Source organism: Xanthomonas sp. WHRI 7945 (assembly GCF_035026585.1).
In genome coordinates this window covers 90,044-107,431 of record NZ_JAYIQP010000008.1, presented here as the reverse complement: position 1 = coordinate 107,431, position 17,388 = coordinate 90,044, and the positions used below count along the sequence as shown (strand labels likewise).

Below are 17,388 nucleotides of genomic sequence, written 5' to 3'. Positions count from 1 at the left end.
CTCCGATGGTTCGAATGATGGACGGTGCTGCAGGTTCAGCCGGGGATGAACGGGAACGCCAGTTTCAGCAATCCCTTCAGCCCGCCCTCGGCGGTGCTGGCGATGGCCTTGGCGCCGAGGCTGTTGAGCGCGCGGCGCACATCCTCCCAGCGTAGCTTGCCCACGTCCTTCTTCAACAGGTCGGCCACTTCCTCGGCGGTCGGGGTCAGCTTCTCCAGCTCGCGCACCACCTTCTCCGGCTCCGGCTGCAGGTAGCCCCAGCGCTCGGCGATCTTCAGCAAGGTGTCGAAGCGCACCGCGACCACGTCGCGGTTGCGCTCGTACACCGGCATCGCGCCGACGTCGACGATCGCCTGCTCGAAGCGCTGCTGGTCGTCCGGATGCTCGATGCGGATCGCCAGGAAGCCTTCCTTCTTGCTGCGTTCGCTGACGTGCTTGGCCCCCGCGCGCAGGTTGTCCTCGGTGAGCACGGTGGCCACGATGCGCTCCAGCGCCGCGTCGCCGTCTTCGGGCACCAGCGCGCGCCAGCGCGCGTAGCCGTCGCGGCGCAGCCCCTTCACCTTGGCCGGGGTCACCCGCAGGCGCAGCGCCACCGCGTTGTTGGAATCGCTGCGCGAGATCGCGCCGTCGCGTTCCAGCAATACGAAGATCAGCAACTCCAGGTCGCGCTTGGTCAGCGACTGGAAGCCTTGCAGCAGGGTCAGGCGCAGGAATTCGTCGGCAAAGCCGGCCGGGTCTTTCAGTTCGATCGGCTGCATGTGTGCGGCCCTCCAGTCAGTGCAGGCAGGATGCCCGACGGCGATTGCGCGGACTGAGACGGCGATGCGATGCGCATCCCATCGGCATTCTAGGGCCTTCGGGTTGCCGTGTCCGGCCCCTCCAGCGGCCCGTGCGAGCCGGCAACGACGCAGTGCCGGTGGCGGCGAAGACGGCCGCTTGGGTGGGGTGGCGCGAGCTGGTGCGACGCGGGCCGGTCGGGGGTGCCAGACGCGCCGGCGGCAACGAGATAGCGCTCACATCGCCGCGCGGTGGATGCGTTAAGGTTTCGGCACTTCGTATCCGGCCATCAAGGGAGATCCGCATGTCGCTGTCGTCGCCGAGTCGTCGCCGTCTCCTGCTCGCCGGGTTGTCCGGGGCGGGCGCAGGGCTGTTGGGATCGCCGCTGTGGGCGGCCACGCGCGGCAAGCGCAACAAGCCGCTGGGGGTGGCGCTGGTCGGCCTGGGCGACTACGCCAGCAACCGCCTGGCGCCCGGCCTGGCATTGACCCGGCACTGCCGGCTGGCCGGCATCGTCACCGGCTCGCCGCACAAGATTCCGCAGTGGCAGGCGCGGCATCGCATCCCCGATCGCAACGTCTACAGCTACGACGATCTGGAGCGCATCGCCGACAACCCGGACATCGACGTGGTCTACGTGGTCACGCCGACCCATCTGCACGCGCCGCTGACCCTGCGCGCGGCCGCCGCCGGCAAGCACGTGTGGTGCGAGAAGCCGATGGCGATGCACGCCGACGAGGCGCAATCGATGATCGCCGCCTGCGCGCGCAACAAGGTGCGGCTGAGCATCGGCTACCGCATGCAGCACGAGCCGAACACGCGGCGAATCATCGCGCTGGCCGGCGAGCGCCCGTTCGGCGCGATGCGTACGGTGCGCGCCGAGGCCGGCTACGACGGCTACCACGACACCGATCAGGCGCAGCGGCCGTGGCGGCTGCGCGCGCAATTCGGCGGCGGGGCGATGTACGACATGGGCGTGTACTCGCTCAACGCGGCGCGCTACACGGTCGGCGCCGAGCCGCTGGCGGTCAGCGCCACGCGCAGCACCGAGCGGCCGGCGCTGTTCGACGAAGTCGACGAGCACATGCAGTTCAAGCTGGAATTCCCGCACGAGGTGCTCGCCGACTGCGCCACCAGCTTCGGCCGCACCATGAACCGACTGCGCGCCGAGTGCGAGCGCGGCTGGTACGAGCTGGCGCCGTTCCAGAGCTACGACGGCATCCGCGGCAGCGCCAGCGACGGCCGCGTGTTCGACGCCAAGGTGCGCCACCAGCAGGCGCTGCAGATGGACGAGGACGCGCTGGCGATCCTCGAGGGCACGCCCATGCGCGCGCCGGGCGAGGAAGGCCTGCGCGACATGCGGGTGATCGATGCGATCCACCGCTCGGCACGCGAGGGCGGCAAGCGGATCGTGCTGTAGCTGGGGCGACGGCGGGCTCGCAGCCGGGCCGCCGCGTCCGCTTGCGGCATGCACGGAGGGTTTTTGTGGGAGCGGCTTCAGCCGCGACGGGCTTTACCGGTGAAGCCCGTCGCGACTGAAGTCGCTCCCACAACACCGCGCCAGCTGGAAGCATCCGAGCTGCGATGTTCATAGAAGCCTCGGTGGGCGCCTCGTATCGAGCTACCGCGCGACCTGCGCAGTGCCTCAGAGCGACATCGCCAGCACGGTGATCTCTTCGCGGTCGTGGTACAGCTGCTTGGCGCGGATCTGCAGCGGCCGATCGGCGCGCTCGGCGAACAGGTCCAGGCACAGCTGGGTCTCGTCCCAGCGCTTCTTCATCGGCAGCTTGAGGTTGAAGATCGCGTGCCGGCACCAGCCTTCGCGGAACCAGGTGCCCATGCGCTCGGCGACGCGGCGCGGCTGCTCGACCATGTCGCAGACCATCCAGTCCAGCGCCTGCGGCGGCTTCCAGTGGAAACCGTCGGCGCGCAGGTGATCGACCAGGCCGCTGTCGAGCACGTGCTGGCGCAGCGGGCCGTTGTCGACGCTGGTCACGTGCAGGTGCTGGCGGGTCAGCACCCAGGTCCAGCCGCCGGGTGCGGCGCCCAGGTCGGCCGCGCGCATGCCCGGCTTGAGCAGCGCCTCGCGCTCTTCCGGCGCCAGCAGCGCCAGCAGCGCTTCTTCCAGCTTCAGCGCCGAGCGCGACGGCGCCTCCGACAGCAGTTTCAGCCGCGGGATGCCCAGCGGCCACGGCGCGCTGTCGTCGCTGTCGGCGATGGCCAGCAAGGCGTGGGTGCCGGCGAGGAAGCACACGTGCAGGCGCGGCAGTTTCGGCTGCGGCTTGTCGCTGAGCAGGCCGGCCTTGCGCAGCGCCGGGCGCAAGGCGTTGCCGAAGCTGCGCGCCAGGCCCGACAGCTGCTTGCCTTCGTCCGAATCCGGATGCTCGACCCACAGGTCGCCGAAGCGGCCCTGTCCGGCCAGCGCCTGCAGCATCGGCGCGATCCGGTCGCTGGGATCCAGCTCGCGCAGTTCGGCCAGCAGGCGCAGTTTCTGCCGCGCGAAGATCAGCCCGCGCCACGGCAGCGCGCGCGGCGGCAGGGCCGTCTCGCAGACCAGCAGGGCGTAACCGCTGTTGCGTTCGGTGCGCGCGTAGGCCGGCAGGTCGGCACGCGCGGCGCGGTCGTTGAGTTCGGCCGCCAGTTCGGGCTCGAAGCCTTGCCGGCAGTAGCACAGCAGGCCGTTCAGGGAGGACATGGATGAAGCCTTCGCCGGGCGGCGTCAGTAGCGGGGGCTGTCGAGTTCGCCATAGCGGCGCAGCACGGCGCAGGCGGCATCGCGATGCAGGCCGCGCACCACGTCGATGCCGCGGCGTTCGAGTTCGCCGATCCAGTCCGCCGGCAGCGGGCCTTCGTCGAACGGGGTCAATGCCATCACGTCTTCGGCGCTGGCGCCGATCAGCAGCCGGTCGATGCCGGCCCAGATGGTCGCGCCATAGCACTGGCAGCACGGCTGCGCCGAGGTCGCCAGGGTCACCGGCGCCAGCGCCGCGTTCAGGCGCGGCGTCTGCAGGCGCTGCTGGGCGAGCATGTAGGCCATGTTCTCGGCATGCGCCAGCGAGGTGTTCTGCGGCACCACCCGGTTCACCCCGACCGAGATGATGCGATGGTCCGGGCCGAACACGGCGGCGCCGAACGGACCGCCGCTGCCGGCGTCCACGTTCAATCGCGACAGTTCCACCGCCAGCGCCACCTTGTCGGCATCGCCGGGATAGACAGCCTGCGGATCGACCGCGTCGTGGATCCAGGCGGGCAGGGTGAGGTGGACTTGCGCGTAGAGCATCAGCGGACGGGTTCGGCAGGCTGGGGGGCGCGCAGTGTATCGGCTTGCGCGCCCTGGGCGCTGCATTGCCCGGCCACGCACTGGCAGCCGGCGATCGCGCGCGAGCCGCACACGCTCATGCGGCCGCTGGCCTGGCACTGCGCCATCACGCCCTGCGGATCGGTCGGGCTGTCGCGGTTGACGCAGGCCGGCATCGCGCCGCAGCAGTTGCCGACGTTCTTGACCGTGCAGTCGGCGTCGCTGCGGCACGTGGTGTCGACCTTCACCGGCAGGCCGGGCGCGGCGGACTTGGCGCCTTCGCTGCGGGCGCATCCGCTGAACACGAGGGTGCCGGCGAACAGGCACAGGCAGCACAGCAACAGCGCGAGACGACTGGACATGGCGACCTTCCGTGCGAGAGACCGCGGTCATGGTAGCGCGCATGGCCGTGGCGCCGGCAACTCAGCGGCGGCCGACCGCAATCGTATCGGCGCTTTCCTGGGTGACCTGGAGCGCGCTGCCGTCGATCGCCTGGTGGATCGCCCGGCGGATGCTGATCCGGCCCTTCACCGCATTGACCTGCAGCGGCGACAGCGATGGATCGTCGTAGACGATGCCGCAGCCGGTGGCGTGGGCCAGTTGCTGCGCGGTTTCGTCGAAGCGCGCGGCGGGCAGGTCGTAGCCGTGGTCGGGCATTGCGTCGCACTTGCCGGGCGTCGCTGCCGGCGCAGGCGCGGCAGCGGCGGGATGCGAGGGGGCCGAAGGCGGCGCCATGTCGCAGCCGGCGAGCAGGACGATCAGGGCGAGGCCGCTGCAGGAAGCGCGGAAGGCGACGGACATGCGGAACATCCTGGTGCTGGGAAGCGAGCTCCGCAAGTCTAGGCGGCGCGCCTTAACCCAGTGTTGCATCGGCCTTGCGCACCTGCGGCGGCGCGTGCAGCCAGGCGCACCACAGCACGCCGGCCAGCAGGCAGGCGATCGCCAAGGCTTCCAGCGGCGTAGGCCAGCGCGCTTCCCACAGGAAACCGTAGAGCAGCGCGAACACGGTTTCGAACACGATCATCTGCCCGACCAGGGTCAGCGGCAGCAGCCGGCTGGCGCGATTCCAGCAGGCGTTGCCGATGACCGAGGCGAACACGCCCAGCACGATCGCCACGCCCCAGAACCGCACCCAGTCCGCCGTCGCGTGTCCGCGGTCGAACGCGAACGCGGGGATCGCCAGGGCCAGTGCCAATGCGCTGGTGACCACGCCGGTGAGCAGCGACCAGTCGCGCCCGGAGATGTCGGGGCGGCGCGAAAGCCAGCGCGCATTCTTGACCGAGTACGCCGCCCAGCACGCCAGCGCGCCCACCGCGCAGGCCAGTCCGGCCGCACGCGTGCCGATGCTGGTCTGCGCGGTGTGGGTGTCGCCCAGCGTCTGCGCCGCCACCAGCGCCACCCCGAGCACGCACAGCGCGCACGGCGCCGCCAGCCGGCGCAGCCGCATCGCTCCCGCCGCGCGCGAACCGAGCACCGTGACCACCGCCGGCAGCAGGCCGATGATCAACGCAGTGGCCGCGCCGCCGGCCCACTGCACCGCGCAGCCCAGCAGCACGTAGTAGATGATGTTGCCGAGCAGGCTCAGCCGCAGCAGCGCCCACCATTCCGCGGCGCCGAGCGCGCCTGTGGCGGCGCGCCAGCGCGGCGCGAGCACCAGCACGGCCACCGCGCCGTAGGCCAGGTAGCGCGACACCGACAGCTGCAGCGGCGAGAACCCGGCGAGCAGCTGCGGCGCCAGGAACACCAGTCCCCACAACGCGCCCGCGGCGATGCCGCTGCCCACTCCCGCCCACAAACGCTCGCGCATGCCCTGTCCCGTTCCGATTGGTGTTCAGCGCAGCACGCGCCGGTTCCGCCCGCTGGGGGCGGTTCATCGCCGCGATACTGCGAGGCGTTCGCTGCAATCCTGCCGCCGGTGCGGTGCCCGCTCGCCGCTCAATACCAGCCCAGGTAGAGGGTGGCCACGCCCCAGCTGTCGATCAGCCCGTGCGCCAGCATCATCGCCCACAGATGCCGGCCCGAGCGCAGGTAGGCGTAGCCGAACAGGCTGCCGACCACGCCGGTCAGGAGCATGCCGGACATGCCCTGGCTGGCGTGCATCCACCCGAACGCGACGCCGCCGAGCAGCGCGGCGACCGTGCGCGCGCCGCGGAACCCGCGGATCAGCGCGCTCAGCTGATGCATCAGGAAGCCGCGGAACACCAGTTCCTCGCCGATGGCCGCGCTGAGCCAGGCCAACGCGATCAGCTTCGCCGCCGCCGGCAGGTTGCCGTGCAGCGCGCCATAGCCGCTGTAGTCGGCCGCGGTGCCGGTGAGCCGGTCGATCAGCGGTTGCAGCCACGGATCGACTACGCCCACCACCAGCGCGAACAGCAGCAGCGTCCAGCCCAGCCACGCCCGCGGCGCGCGCCGCTGCAGACCGCATGCCTGCAGCGAGCGCGTCTCCAGCCAGACCAGGCCCAGGCCGAGCAGGCCGACCGCGGGCATCCGCCATGGAAACGGCAGCCAGCGGTAATGCGCCAGGGCCAGGACCGCGGCGATCAGAACCAGGCGCACGAGCGGATGGCGCAGCACCGAGAGCGGTGCCGCCGTCTGTGGCGCGGTTGCGCTCACCCCGCGCTTTGGCCGCCGGTCCAGGTGTCGCGCAGGGTCACGCTGCGGTTGAACACCGGCGCGGCGGCGCTGTGGTCGTAGCGGTCGGCGACGAAGTAGCCGCTGCGCTCGAACTGGAACGCCTGCTCCGGCGCGGCCTGCGCGGCGGCCGGCTCGACGTAGCCGCGCACGCTGCGCTTGGACTGCGGGTTGAGGTAGTCGCGGTAGGTCTTGCCTTCCGATTCGTCGTCGGGCTTCTCCACCGAGAACAGGCGGTCGTACAGGCGGATTTCCGCCTCCACCGCGTGCGCCGCGCTGACCCAGTGGATGGTGCCCTTGACCTTGCGGTTGGCGCCTTCCATGCCCGGACGCGATTCCGGATCCAGCCAGCCGCGCAGCTCGACGATCTCGCCGGCGTCGTTCTTGATCACCTCGTCGACGCGGGCGATGCCGGCGCCGCGCAGGCGCACTTCGCCGCCCGGCACCAGCCGCTTCCAGCCCTTGGGCGGCACTTCGGCGAAATCCTCGCGCTCGATCCACAGTTCGCGCGAGAACGGCACGTCGCGCTGGCCCAGGGACTCGTCCTTGGGATGGTTGGAGAAGGTCAGTGTTTCGCTGTGGCCGTCGGGCAGGTTGCTCAGCACCAGCTTGAGCGGGTCGATCACCGCCATGCGCCGCGGCGCGGCCGCGTCCAGGTCTTCGCGCAGGCAGCCTTCCAGCACCGAGAAGTCGATCACCGAGTTCTGCTTGCTGATGCCGACCCGGTCCACCAGCAGGCGCAGCGCCGCCGGCGTATAGCCGCGGCGGCGCAGGCCCTGCAGCGTGTACATGCGCGGGTCGTCCCAGCCGTCGACCAGCTGTTCGGCCACCAGCTGGGTCAGCTTGCGCTTGCTCATCACCGTGTAGTTGATGTTCAGGCGCGAGAACTCGATCTGCCGCGGCTTGGCCGCTTCGCGCGGCAGGCCCCTGTCCAGCAGTGGCTGCAGCAGCTGCGGGTGCGCGGCCAGGTCGACCTTGTCCACGCACCAGTCGTACAGCGGGCGGTGGTCCTCGAATTCCAGCGTGCACAGCGAATGGGTGATGCCCTCGATCGCGTCGCCCAGCGAGTGCGCGAAGTCGTACATCGGGTAGATCGGCCAGGCGTTGCCGGTGTTCTGGTGCTCGACGTGCTTGATCCGGTACAGCGCCGGGTCGCGCAGGTTGATGTTGCCGCTGGCCATGTCGATCTTGGCGCGCAGGGTGCGCGCGCCGTCCGGGAACTCGCCGGCGCGCATGCGCCGGAACAGGTCCAGGTTCTCTTCGACGCTGCGCTCGCGGTACGGCGAATTGCGGCCCGGCTCGGTCAGCGTGCCGCGGTATTCGCGCACCTGCTCGGCGCTCAGGTCGCAGACGAAGGCGTGGCCGTCGGCGATCAGCTTCTCGGCGGCCAGGTAGTACACCTCGAAATAGTCCGAGGCGTGGCGCAGTTCGGCCCAGTCGAAGCCGAGCCAGCGCACGTCGTCCTGGATCGCGGCGACGAACTCGGGGTCTTCCTTGGCCGGGTTGGTGTCGTCGAAGCGCAGGTTGCAGCGCCCGGCGAACTCGGCGGCGAGGCCGAAGTCCAGGCAGATCGCCTTGGCGTGGCCGATGTGCAGGTAGCCGTTGGGCTCGGGCGGGAAGCGGGTACGGATGGCCGCGTGCTTGCCGCTGGCCAGGTCCTCGCGGACGATCTGGCGGATGAAGTCTTTCTTCTCGGCCGGGGCGGTGGCGTCGGTGGCGGGGGTGTCGGACATGCGCGCTTCAGCAAATAAGTAGACAGCCAGTTTAGCCGAGCTGGCCGCTGGCCGCCCCGCCGCGTACGCTGCGGGTCCTTCCATGCGCGAGATCCCGTCATGCCGCTTCCCCGTCTGGTCATCGGCGACAAGAACCTGTCCTCGTGGTCGTTGCGGCCATGGCTGCTGCTGCGGCACTTCGCGGTGCCGTTCGAGGAAGTGCCGCTGCCGCTGGATACGCCCGAGTTCGCCGAGCGCATCGGCACCTATTCGCCGACCGGGCGGGTGCCGGCGCTGTGGGACGGCGAACTGCAGATCTGGGATTCGCTGGCGATCTGCGAATACGCCAACGAGCGCTGGCTGGGCGGCCGCGGCTGGCCGGCCGACCTGGCGGTGCGGGCGCAGGCGCGCGCGGCGGCGTGCGAGATGCACTCCGGCTTCCTGGCGCTGCGCCGGCAGCTGCCGATGCAGGCCTGCCGCCGGCCCGACGGTTGCCGCTGGGACGCCGAGGCGCAGGAGGACATCGAGCGCATCGTGCAGCTGTGGGACACGCTGCGCAGCGCGCATGGCGCCGGCGGCCCGTTCCTGTGCGGCGCGTTCGGCATCGTCGATGCGATGTTCGCGCCGGTGGCGGTGCGCTTCGCCGGCTACGGCGTGGAGGTGCCGGCGCAGGCCGCGGAGTACCTGGCCGCGCTGGAGGCCTTGCCGGCGCTGCGCGAATGGCGCGTCGGCGCGGCCGCCGAAGTCGCGCTGGCCGACGCCGCGGCGCGCGGCTGAGGGCGGCCCATGCAGATCGCCTATCGCGCCCAGCACCTGATCGATGCGCACCTGGCCAAGCATGCGCTGGAGGATGCCGGCATCACCGCGTTCGTATTCGGCGAGGCGCTGCTCGGCGGCGCTGGCGAACTGCCGTTCGGCGTGGTGCAGGTATGCGTGGCCGACGAACTGCTGGAGAAGGCGCAGGCCGTGCTGATGACGCTCGGTCTGGGCGGGCAGGTGACGCGGGCGATGTAGCGGTGGGGCCGGGAGTCGGGACTGGGGACTCGGGACTCGTAACGAACGGCGAGTGCGAGGCAGCGACGGTCTGCGGAAAGAGAGGGTGGATGGCGCTAGCCTTGCCATGAGCGAGGTCGCAGGTCAGCCTTTTCCGAGTCCCGAGTCCCGAGTCCCGAATCAGACGCCTCTCCAACCCGGCGGCGCCGCTTCTGGCGCGGCCAGCGCGCGCAGGCGCTTGAACAGCACCGTGGTCTCGGCCACGTTCCAGACCCGCAGCGCCACTTCGAAGGTGTCCAGCGGCTTGGTCAGGAAATCCTTGGCGCCCAGGCCGAGCGCGCGGTGGCGCGCGCTGCGGCTGGGGTCGGCGGTGAGCACGATCACCGGCAGGAAGCTGGACGGCCCGGCCAGCCGCGCCAACTGCTCCAGGATCGCGTAGCCGTCCAGCTCCGGCATCATCAGGTCGAGCAGGATCAGGTCCGGCGCGAACGCCGAGACCAGGCCGAGCACGCGCTGCGGGTCGGTGGTCGCCACCACCTGCTGGAAGCCTTCGCGCTGCAGCAGGTCCTCGAGCAGGCGGACGTTGGCCGGTTCGTCGTCGACGATCAGGATGCGCGAGGCCAGGACATCGTTGCGGGTCATGCGAGTTGCCGGTCGAGGATGATGAAGAATTCGGCCACGTCCAGCGGCTTGGTCAGGTAGGCGCGCACGTTCTCGCCCTGTACCCGCGCCAGTGTGGCTTCGGTCGCGTCGGCGCTGACCACCACCACCGGGATCGCCGCGGTGTGCGGCTGCTCGCGCAGTTGCCGCAGCAGCTCCTCGCCGTTGCCGTCGCTCAGGTGCAGGTCGAGCAGGATCAGGTCGGGGCGGGCCTGTTGCAACTGCGCGCGCGCCTGCGCCAGCGTCGCCGCCTCGTGCAGGCGCCAGTGCGGGCGGCGCTCGACCAGGGTGCGGATCAGCGCCTGGTTGGACGGGTTGTCCTCGATGCTCAGCACGCTGCGCTCGCCAACGCCGGCCTGCGTCGCGGCGATGGCCGCCAGCGGCGCCGGCGCCTCGGCCGGGCGGTCCAGCGGCAGCGCGACCCAGAACCGCGAGCCTTCGGGGCTGCTCTCCACCACGATGCGTCCGCCCATCGCCTCGGTCAGGCGCTTGCTCAGCGCCAGGCCCAGGCCGGTGCCTTCGATCGCCGAGCGTTCCGCGCCGAGCCGCTCGAACGGGGTGAACAGGCGCTGCACCTGCTCGGCCGACAGGCCATGGCCCTGGTCGTGCACCGCCACGCCCAGGAACTCGCCCTGCGCTTCGGCGGTCACCCGCACCTCGCCGCCGGGGCGGTTGAACTTGATCGCGTTGGACAGCAGGTTGATCAGCACCTGGCGCAGGCGCTGCGCGTCGGCGCGCACGGTCCACGCCGGCGGGATCTGCAGCGGCAGCAGGACGATGCCATGCGCCTTGGCATCGGGCGCGACCAGCCCCAGCGCCTCCTCGACCGCCGCGCGCACCGGCACCGGCCGCGGGCTCAGGTCGAGCTGGTCGGCCTCGATGCGGGCGATGTCCAGCAGCTCGGTGATCAGCCCGAGCAGGTGCCGCCCCGCGCCCAGGATGTGCTGCAGCTGGCCGCGCTGCGCCGGGTCGGGCAGGTCCATCTCCAGCACCTGCGCATAGCCGAGGATGGCGTTGAGCGGGGTGCGCAACTCGTGGCTGCTGCGCGACAGGAACTCGGTCTTGGCGCGGTTGGCGGTCTCGGCCTCGCGCCGCGCCGACTGCGCCTCGGCGGCGCGCGCGGCGAGCAGGGTGCTGGCCTCGTCCAGGCGCTGCGCGACCTGGCCCAGTTCGTCGCCGGTGCGCAGCTGCGGCGCCAGCGGCAGGCCTTCGCCCAGGCGGTCGGCGTTGGCCGACAGCACCCGCAGCCGCCGCGACAGCGACGAGGCGAACCAGGCCACGGCGAACACCGCGCCGAGCCCGCCCAGCATCGCTGCGCACAGCGTGATCATCAGGTTGCGCTGGCGCAGCGCCTGCGCCTTGGCGGTGCGGACCTGCAGCTGCGCGGTCTCGTAGTTGCGCAGTTCGCGCAACTCGGCGCGCAGGATGTCGAGCTTGACCTTGCCCTCGCTGAGCTGGCGGATCTCCTCCTCGCGGCTCAGGTCCGGCGCCAGCAGCCGCCGCCAGCCTTGCATCTTCTCCGCGAACAGCGGCCGGATGCGGGCGAAGCGCTGCGCCTGCAGCGGATCGGTGATGCGCTGCGCCAGGCGCTGCACCACCGTCTGCAGGCGCGGCTCGGCATCGCGGTACGGGGTCAGGAACGCGTCCTGCCGCACCAGCCGGTAGCCGCGCACGCCGGCGGCGGTCTCGGCCAGCAGCGCGTGCGCCTCGTACAGGTCGCTGAGCACTTCCAGGGTCTGGCGCACGTCGTTCTCGGCGGCGATGTTCTGCCGTTCCACGCTGTAGATCGCCACCAGCGCCGCCACCATCAGCAACAGCGGCAGGGTGACCACCGCCAGGCTCTTGCGGGTCAGCGGCCAATCGTTCCAGCGCAGCGCCAGCGCCCTCACAGCGCCACCCCGGCCTGCACCGCGTACACCGCGGCCTGGGTGCGATCGGCGACCTGCAGTTTCTGCAGGATGCGCTCCACGTGGACTTTGGCGGTACCGGCGGAGATGCCCAGTTCCGCGCCCAGACCGGCGTTGGTCAGGCCGCGCGGCAGCAGCGCCAGCACCTGCCGTTCGCGCGCGCTGAGCGCGCCGAGCCGGTCCGGTTGCGCGGGCTTCCGGCGCCGCGGCGCGCGCGCCGGTTCGGCCACCGCCGGCGCCAGCAGCGCGGCGATGGCGGCGATCGCCTGCACGTCGCCCGCGGCCGGTGCGGTACGCGCGTTCCAGCCCAGGCACAGCATGCCCAGCGGCGTGCCCAGCGCCGCGATCGGCACGCACAGTTCGCTCGCCTCGCCGGCGCGCGCGGCCAATCGCCAGGGCAGCGTCGCGCCGCCGATGGCCACGCTCGCGCCGGGCGGCAAGGCGTCGCCATGGCTGGCCAGCACCAGGCTGCGGGCACCGCGCAGCGCCAGCACCGCCGCGTGCGGCGCATCCACCAGCTGCCGCGCCACGCGCAGCGCGGCGATGCCGGCCTGCCCCGCATCGAGCGCCGCGGCGACCGCGCCGGCCGCTTCGGCCACCGCCTGCCAGCGCGCGCTGTCGGCCGCGTCGCGTTGCAGTGCCTGGCGCCAATCGCCTGCGTTGAGGGGGCTTTGCATGGGCTCTCCACTATGCCGAACGGCATATTCGAGGATATGCCGCCCGGCGGATTTTCCGCAAGCCGGCGCTGCCAATACTGGCCTCGCCCTGACACGGCACACCCATCACCCACAGCGGAGATCCACCATGCGTCGCATCCTGTTCACCCTGGCACTGAGCCTGACCACCACCACCGCGCTGGCGGCCCCGGCGATGAGCTACAGCGGCCAGCCGTCGCCGCCGGCGGCGGGCGAGGAGCGCGAGATCGCCGGCCTGTTCGACCGCTGGAACGCGGCGCTGGCCACCGGCAACGCCGAACGCGTCGCCGACCTGTATGCGCGCGACGGCGTGCTGCTGCCGACCGTGTCCAACCAGGTCCGCGCCAGCCGCGCCGAGATCGAGGACTACTTCAGCCATTTCCTGGCGGCTAAGCCGCGCGGCGTCATCAACTACCGCCAGGTGCGGCTGCTGGACGACGACAGTGCCGTCGACGCCGGCGTCTACACCTTCACCCTGACCAATCCCGACGGCAGCACCCGCAAGGTGCAGGCGCGCTACACCTTCGTGTACGAGAAGCGTGACGGCCAGTGGCTGATCATCAACCACCACAGCTCGGCGATGCCCGAAGCGGGCGGCAGCAAGACCGCGGCGCACTGACGGCCGCTGCGGCGCATGCGCGCGGTTTGGCCCGGCCCGCCGAGGCAGCGCGTGCCGCCGCCGCGGGCACACCGCGCCGCGCACCTTGAAAGCCGGCCCCGGCAGCGCCATCCACAAGGCATCCCTTTCGATGCCAGGAGTCCGCGCCATGTTGGGAATCGGTGCCTTCAAGCAGCGCCTGCCGCGCCCGGGCGAAAGCCTGCCCGGCCGCAATGAGCCGCTGCCGCTGCACAACCGCCATTTCGTCAATGGCCATCCGCTGCGCGACGCCTTCGCCGGCATGGAGCAGGCGCAGTTCGGCCTGGGCTGCTTCTGGGGCGCCGAGCGCAAGTTCTGGGCGCTGCCCGGCGTGTTCAGCACGGCGGTCGGCTATGCCGGCGGGCAGACGCCCAACGCCACCTACCGGGAAGTGTGCTCCGGCCAGACCGGCCACACAGAAGCGGTGCTGGTGGTGTACGACCCGCACGCGGTGACCTTCGAACAGTTGCTGCAGACCTTCTGGGAAAGCCACGACCCGACCCAGGGCATGCGCCAGGGCAACGACACCGGCACCCAGTACCGCTCGGCGATCTACTGCAGCACGCAGGCGCAGCACGACGCGGCGATCGCCAGCCGCGACGCCTACCAGCTGCGCCTGCGCGCGGCCGGCTATGGCGAGATCACCACCGAGATCCTGTACCCGGCGCCGCCGTTCTACTACGCCGAGGACGAGCACCAGCAGTACCTGGCCAAGAACCCGGGCGGCTACTGCGGCTTGGGCGGCACCGGGGTCAGCTGCCCGCTCGGCCTGGAGGCCTGAGCCGGCGCGGCCAATGCTGCGCGCGCCGGTTGCGGCCGGCGCGCGCGGTCACAGGAATTCGGCGGCGAACATCTGCCGCATCTGCGCGATCTGTTCCTCGCGTTCGGGATGCAGCACGCGCAGGCATTCCACCGCGAAGCCGACCGGGCTGGTGCCCGGCGCGGTGATCAGCCCGCCCGCGCTCACCACCTTCTGGTCCAGATAGTGCGCGGTACCGGCGTAGACGCCGACGTGCTCGCGCAGGAACGCTTCGGAATTGCTGGTGTGCGGCCGCGTGTCCAGCAGTCCGGCATAGGCCGCGGCCAGGGTCGCGCCGCAGATCGCCGCGACTGCGCGGCCGGCGTCGAGGCGTTGTTGCAGCAGTGCGCTGAGTCCGGGAATCTCGCCGGCCTGCCAGCGATCGCTGCCCGGCAGCAGCCACAGGTCCGCGTCCAGCGGCGCCAGGTCCGACAGCGCGTAGTCCGGATGCAGGCTCAGTCCGCCGATCGAGGCGACCGGCTTGCCGTCGATGCTGGCGACCTGGATCTCGTCGCCGAACCACGCTCGCGCCGCTGGCAGGATGGTGCCGATTTCCCAGTCCGCCACGCCGTCGACCATCACCACCGCGATCGTTGCCATTGCCGCCCCCTCTGTTGTCGAGCCGGCAGCATAGCCGGCCAAAAGTTGCGACGGCGCCAACGCCGAGCCGTGAATACCGTCGGCGATGCGTGGTCGCGTCCGCGGCGTTCGTCGTCGTGTGGAAGCTGCGTCCGGCGCGCAGTCGTTTCTTGCGGCGATGGCGCCGGATCTGATCGGGGAACCGCAACGGCGGCGGCGAAGCGACTATCCGCCTTGCCCATTCCCTATTCCTGGTTTCAGACGGCCGGGCAAAAAAAGAGCGGCGTCGCCGCCGCTCTGAGGTCGCATCGTTGCGGAACTGCCGGTCAGCCGACCAGCTTCTTCCGGATCGTGTCGCGCAGCGCCTGCAGGTCCTTGGCGAAGGTGTCGATGCCACTGGCCAGCTTCTCGGTCGCCATCGGATCGGCGGCCAGGTCGGCGGCGAACTGCTGTGCGTCGATCGCCGTGATCGCCGCGCCATCGGCCTGCTCGGGCGAGAGCTTGCGCGGCAGCTCGCCATGGTCGGCGTCGAGCTTTTCCAGCAACTCCGGGGAGATGGTCAGGCGGTCGCAGCCGGCCAGCGCTTCGATCTGCGCGGTGGAACGGAACGAGGCGCCCATCACCACCGTCTGCGAACCGCGGCGCTTGAACTCGGCATAGACGCCGCGCACGAACTGCACGCCCGGGTCTTCGTCGATGTTCGCCGGGGTCTGCCCGTTGGCCACGTACCAGTCCAGGATGCGGCCGACGAACGGGGAAATCAGGAACACGCCGGCCTCGGCGCAGGCCAGCGCCTGGGTGCGGTTGAAGATCAGCGTCAGGTTGCAGTCGATGCCGTCCTTCTGCAGCTGGCGCGCGGCCTCGATGCCTTCCCAGGTCGCGGCGACCTTGATCAGGATCTTGTCCTTGGACACGCCGCGCTCGGCGTACATGGCCACGAACTTGTGCGCCTTGGCGATGGTCGCGGCGGTGTCGTGGGCCAGGTCGGCGTCCACCTCGGTGGACACGCGCCCGGGCACCAGCGCGCTGAGCTTGCTGCCCACGCCGATGGTCAGGCGGTCGGCGATCTCGTCGACCAGCGCGGCGTGGTCGCCGTCCTGGCTGTGGGCCCAGGCCAGGGCCTCGTCGATCAGGTCGGCGTAGACCGGCAGATCCAGGGCTTTCTTCACCAGGGTCGGGTTGGTGGTGCAATCCACCGGCTTGAGCCGCTTGATCGCATCGTAGTCGCCGGTATCGGCCACGACCACGGACAACTCGCGCAGCTGGGCCAGCTTGGAGGGAGCGGAAGACGTCATCGGCAGTTCTCGTAACGGATGAAATGGAGGATAAGCCCGCGCACGTTAACCCGCCGCGTGCGTGAAGTCGCCCGCGGCTTCGGGCTGGTAGTGCAGCGCGGTCACGCGCAGGCGCAGCGCGCGGCCGCCCGGGCCCTGCCAGTCGATCGACTGGCCCACCGCCAGGCCGAGCAGGGCGCTGCCGACCGGCGCCAGCACCGAGACGCGGCCTTGCGCGGCGTCGGCCTCGTGCGGATAGACCAGGGTCAGCTGGTGGCGTTCGCCATGCAGTTCGTCCTCGCATTCCACGCGCGAGTGCATGGTGACGATGCCGGCGGGAATCTGTTCGGGCGCCATCACGGTGGCGCGGCCGAGTTCGGCGGCCAGCGCGAGCGCGGCCGGTTGCTGGCTCAGGGCCGGGGATTCGAGCAAGGCCTCAAGACGGGCCAGGTCGTGGCTGGAAACGATCAACGAGGGGGGCAGGCCGCTTTGCGGTTGCGAGGACATGACAGACTCCTTGGGTCACGAAAAAGGCGGCGCTGCGAGGCGCCGCCCGGATGGCGCTGGCTGTCGCGTGGCACTGGCCGCCTGGCCGGTGGCCGCGCTCAGACAGCGGTAGGGGTGTGCTGCGACGGCAGCAGCAGCTGCTCCAGCACCGCCAGCAACAGCGGGCCGTCAAACAGGGCGGTGTAGCTGACGCTGACCTTGCTGCCGCCACGCAGTTGGAACTGCAGGCGCGAGGTCCATGCCGACACGTCCATGCCGGCGATGTCGTCGATGCGGATCTCGTTGCCGGCGAAGGCGATGCGCTCGCGGCTCAGTTGCACGGTGTCGAGCGGGCCGCGGGTGAAGCCCTTCATGTTGACCGCAAATTCGCGGGCGATCGCACCGGCCGTGGTGACCATGCGGAAGCTCACGCTCTGCCCGGCATCGAGCTGGGCCATCAGCACCGGCACGCGCGCCTGCAGATAGCCGTGCATGAAGCGGTCGAGGAACTTGTGGTAGCCGCCGATGTTGCCGTTGGCGGCTTGCCACTGTTCCTGGCCTTCGCGGCGCCAGCCGAGGTTGACCGAGAGGCCGGCGCGATAGAACTGGCAGGTCTCGACGATGTCGCGGTAGAGGTAGGTGCCGTCGCTGCGCTCTGGGAATCGGCGCACGCCCAGTTCGCCCTGTTCCCAGCCGCCGCGGCGGATCGCCCAACCCAGCAGGATCGTCAGTACGCCGACCAATGCCAGGCCGAGCATGATCCATTGCAGCGTCTGCGCCGCTTCCGGCGCGACCTTGTCGCGCACCACGAACAGCAGCACGCCGCAGGCCAGCAACGCCAGGCCGAACAGCATGACCAGGATCGACAGCGTCGCATTGTTGCGATGGCGGCCGAGCACGGTTCCGATGGAGGTCATCGCAATCCTTTCCCAAGTAATAG

General features: G+C 70.7%; 20 protein-coding genes. 5 read left to right on the top strand and 15 right to left on the bottom strand.

The window, feature by feature from the left end; all coding sequences use genetic code 11:
• Window positions 1–35: 35 nt before the first annotated feature.
• Window positions 36–758 (bottom strand): hypothetical protein, encoded by a 723-nt coding sequence (locus VDQ83_RS08790; RefSeq protein ID WP_179568235.1) that lies wholly within the window; start codon window positions 756–758, stop codon window positions 36–38.
• 323 nt (window positions 759–1,081) lie between these two features.
• Between VDQ83_RS08790 and VDQ83_RS08785 the strand changes: the two genes are divergently transcribed.
• Window positions 1,082–2,197 carry a Gfo/Idh/MocA family protein gene (locus tag VDQ83_RS08785; protein WP_455434617.1) on the top strand — a complete coding sequence of 372 codons (1,116 nt, stop codon included), beginning with the start codon at window positions 1,082–1,084 and terminating at the stop codon, window positions 2,195–2,197.
• Window positions 2,198–2,422: 225 nt separating this feature from the next.
• Here VDQ83_RS08785 and rlmM read toward each other — a convergent pair whose 3' ends face one another.
• The 7 genes from rlmM to VDQ83_RS08750 all read right to left on the bottom strand — a co-directional run bounded on the left by rlmM (window position 2,423) and on the right by VDQ83_RS08750 (window position 8,439).
• Window positions 2,423–3,463: a 23S rRNA (cytidine(2498)-2'-O)-methyltransferase RlmM gene (gene rlmM, locus VDQ83_RS08780; protein WP_455434676.1), complete on the bottom strand. Its 1,041-nt coding sequence runs from the start codon at window positions 3,461–3,463 to the stop codon at window positions 2,423–2,425.
• A gap of 33 nt (window positions 3,464–3,496) precedes the next feature.
• On the bottom strand, window positions 3,497–4,057 hold the full coding sequence (locus VDQ83_RS08775; protein WP_455434616.1) for a nucleoside deaminase: 561 nt from the start codon (window positions 4,055–4,057) through the stop codon (window positions 3,497–3,499).
• Window positions 4,057–4,437, bottom strand: a complete 381-nt coding sequence (locus VDQ83_RS08770) for a hypothetical protein (protein ID WP_455434615.1) — start codon at window positions 4,435–4,437, stop codon at window positions 4,057–4,059. Before VDQ83_RS08770 ends, VDQ83_RS08775 begins: the two co-directional genes overlap by 1 nt.
• A 61-nt stretch (window positions 4,438–4,498) precedes the next feature.
• Window positions 4,499–4,876 (bottom strand): STN domain-containing protein, encoded by a 378-nt coding sequence (locus VDQ83_RS08765; protein ID WP_455434614.1) that lies wholly within the window; start codon window positions 4,874–4,876, stop codon window positions 4,499–4,501.
• A 52-nt stretch (window positions 4,877–4,928) separates the two neighbouring features.
• Complete coding sequence (locus VDQ83_RS08760; protein WP_455434613.1) at window positions 4,929–5,882, bottom strand: DMT family transporter; 954 nt, start codon at window positions 5,880–5,882, stop codon at window positions 4,929–4,931.
• 128 nt (window positions 5,883–6,010) lie between these two features.
• Entirely contained in the window at window positions 6,011–6,562 is a 552-nt protein-coding gene (locus tag VDQ83_RS08755; protein WP_455434675.1) for a CPBP family intramembrane glutamic endopeptidase, read from the bottom strand.
• Between the two features lie 122 nt (window positions 6,563–6,684).
• Window positions 6,685–8,439 carry a glutamine--tRNA ligase/YqeY domain fusion protein gene (locus VDQ83_RS08750; protein WP_455434612.1) on the bottom strand — a complete coding sequence of 585 codons (1,755 nt, stop codon included), beginning with the start codon at window positions 8,437–8,439 and terminating at the stop codon, window positions 6,685–6,687.
• A 99-nt stretch (window positions 8,440–8,538) separates the two neighbouring features.
• Here VDQ83_RS08750 and VDQ83_RS08745 point away from each other — a divergent pair, with 99 nt between their 5' ends.
• On the top strand, window positions 8,539–9,195 hold the full coding sequence (locus VDQ83_RS08745; protein WP_455434611.1) for a glutathione S-transferase: 657 nt from the start codon (window positions 8,539–8,541) through the stop codon (window positions 9,193–9,195).
• Window positions 9,196–9,204: 9 nt separating this feature from the next.
• On the top strand, window positions 9,205–9,432 hold the full coding sequence (locus tag VDQ83_RS08740; RefSeq protein ID WP_263397357.1) for a putative signal transducing protein: 228 nt from the start codon (window positions 9,205–9,207) through the stop codon (window positions 9,430–9,432).
• Between the two features lie 159 nt (window positions 9,433–9,591).
• Here VDQ83_RS08740 and VDQ83_RS08735 read toward each other — a convergent pair whose 3' ends face one another.
• From VDQ83_RS08735 to VDQ83_RS08725, 3 genes are read right to left on the bottom strand one after another with little or no spacing between them, the layout of a single operon-like run.
• Window positions 9,592–10,053 (bottom strand): response regulator, encoded by a 462-nt coding sequence (locus VDQ83_RS08735; protein WP_309921967.1) that lies wholly within the window; start codon window positions 10,051–10,053, stop codon window positions 9,592–9,594.
• Window positions 10,050–11,960, bottom strand: coding sequence for an ATP-binding protein (locus tag VDQ83_RS08730; RefSeq protein ID WP_455434610.1), 1,911 nt, complete (start codon window positions 11,958–11,960; stop codon window positions 10,050–10,052). The genes VDQ83_RS08735 and VDQ83_RS08730 overlap by 4 nt, the downstream gene beginning before the upstream one ends.
• The gene (locus tag VDQ83_RS08725; RefSeq protein ID WP_455434609.1) at window positions 11,957–12,655 is read right to left on the bottom strand and encodes a response regulator transcription factor; all 699 of its coding nucleotides are present in this window, start codon (window positions 12,653–12,655) and stop codon (window positions 11,957–11,959) included. Before VDQ83_RS08725 ends, VDQ83_RS08730 begins: the two co-directional genes overlap by 4 nt.
• Window positions 12,656–12,782: 127 nt before the next feature.
• On the opposite strand from VDQ83_RS08725, the gene VDQ83_RS08720 reads away from it, so the two are divergent.
• Window positions 12,783–13,292, top strand: coding sequence for an SgcJ/EcaC family oxidoreductase (locus VDQ83_RS08720; protein WP_455434608.1), 510 nt, complete (start codon window positions 12,783–12,785; stop codon window positions 13,290–13,292).
• Between the two features lie 148 nt (window positions 13,293–13,440).
• Complete coding sequence (msrA, locus tag VDQ83_RS08715) at window positions 13,441–14,091, top strand: peptide-methionine (S)-S-oxide reductase MsrA (protein WP_455434607.1); 651 nt, start codon at window positions 13,441–13,443, stop codon at window positions 14,089–14,091.
• Between the two features lie 48 nt (window positions 14,092–14,139).
• Here the strand turns inward: msrA and VDQ83_RS08710 are convergent, their stop codons facing one another.
• From VDQ83_RS08710 to VDQ83_RS08695, 4 genes are all read right to left on the bottom strand, one after another.
• Complete coding sequence (locus tag VDQ83_RS08710; protein WP_455434606.1) at window positions 14,140–14,709, bottom strand: type 1 glutamine amidotransferase family protein; 570 nt, start codon at window positions 14,707–14,709, stop codon at window positions 14,140–14,142.
• A 305-nt stretch (window positions 14,710–15,014) separates the two neighbouring features.
• The gene (tal, locus tag VDQ83_RS08705; RefSeq protein ID WP_263397364.1) at window positions 15,015–15,983 is read right to left on the bottom strand and encodes a transaldolase; all 969 of its coding nucleotides are present in this window, start codon (window positions 15,981–15,983) and stop codon (window positions 15,015–15,017) included.
• 45 nt (window positions 15,984–16,028) lie between these two features.
• The gene (gene rnk / locus VDQ83_RS08700) at window positions 16,029–16,469 is read right to left on the bottom strand and encodes a nucleoside diphosphate kinase regulator (protein ID WP_263397365.1); all 441 of its coding nucleotides are present in this window, start codon (window positions 16,467–16,469) and stop codon (window positions 16,029–16,031) included.
• 98 nt (window positions 16,470–16,567) lie between these two features.
• Entirely contained in the window at window positions 16,568–17,365 is a 798-nt protein-coding gene (locus VDQ83_RS08695; protein ID WP_455434605.1) for a hypothetical protein, read from the bottom strand.
• Window positions 17,366–17,388: the final 23 nt, after the last annotated feature.

Coding starts and splice junctions, on each gene's coding strand:
- VDQ83_RS08720 (WP_455434608.1), top strand. CDS start 12,783: ATGCGTCGCATCCTGTTCACCCTGGCACTGAGCCTGACCACCACCACC.
- VDQ83_RS08735 (WP_309921967.1), bottom strand. CDS start 10,053: ATGACCCGCAACGATGTCCTGGCCTCGCGCATCCTGATCGTCGACGAC.
- VDQ83_RS08740 (WP_263397357.1), top strand. CDS start 9,205: ATGCAGATCGCCTATCGCGCCCAGCACCTGATCGATGCGCACCTGGCC.
- msrA (WP_455434607.1), top strand. CDS start 13,441: ATGTTGGGAATCGGTGCCTTCAAGCAGCGCCTGCCGCGCCCGGGCGAA.
- VDQ83_RS08765 (WP_455434614.1), bottom strand. CDS start 4,876: ATGTCCGTCGCCTTCCGCGCTTCCTGCAGCGGCCTCGCCCTGATCGTC.
- tal (WP_263397364.1), bottom strand. CDS start 15,983: ATGACGTCTTCCGCTCCCTCCAAGCTGGCCCAGCTGCGCGAGTTGTCC.
- VDQ83_RS08745 (WP_455434611.1), top strand. CDS start 8,539: ATGCCGCTTCCCCGTCTGGTCATCGGCGACAAGAACCTGTCCTCGTGG.
- VDQ83_RS08770 (WP_455434615.1), bottom strand. CDS start 4,437: ATGTCCAGTCGTCTCGCGCTGTTGCTGTGCTGCCTGTGCCTGTTCGCC.
- VDQ83_RS08790 (WP_179568235.1), bottom strand. CDS start 758: ATGCAGCCGATCGAACTGAAAGACCCGGCCGGCTTTGCCGACGAATTC.
- VDQ83_RS08750 (WP_455434612.1), bottom strand. CDS start 8,439: ATGTCCGACACCCCCGCCACCGACGCCACCGCCCCGGCCGAGAAGAAA.
- VDQ83_RS08725 (WP_455434609.1), bottom strand. CDS start 12,655: ATGCAAAGCCCCCTCAACGCAGGCGATTGGCGCCAGGCACTGCAACGC.
- VDQ83_RS08755 (WP_455434675.1), bottom strand. CDS start 6,562: ATGCCCGCGGTCGGCCTGCTCGGCCTGGGCCTGGTCTGGCTGGAGACG.
- VDQ83_RS08760 (WP_455434613.1), bottom strand. CDS start 5,882: ATGCGCGAGCGTTTGTGGGCGGGAGTGGGCAGCGGCATCGCCGCGGGC.
- VDQ83_RS08710 (WP_455434606.1), bottom strand. CDS start 14,709: ATGGCAACGATCGCGGTGGTGATGGTCGACGGCGTGGCGGACTGGGAA.
- VDQ83_RS08785 (WP_455434617.1), top strand. CDS start 1,082: ATGTCGCTGTCGTCGCCGAGTCGTCGCCGTCTCCTGCTCGCCGGGTTG.
- VDQ83_RS08695 (WP_455434605.1), bottom strand. CDS start 17,365: ATGACCTCCATCGGAACCGTGCTCGGCCGCCATCGCAACAATGCGACG.
- rnk (WP_263397365.1), bottom strand. CDS start 16,469: ATGTCCTCGCAACCGCAAAGCGGCCTGCCCCCCTCGTTGATCGTTTCC.
- VDQ83_RS08775 (WP_455434616.1), bottom strand. CDS start 4,057: ATGCTCTACGCGCAAGTCCACCTCACCCTGCCCGCCTGGATCCACGAC.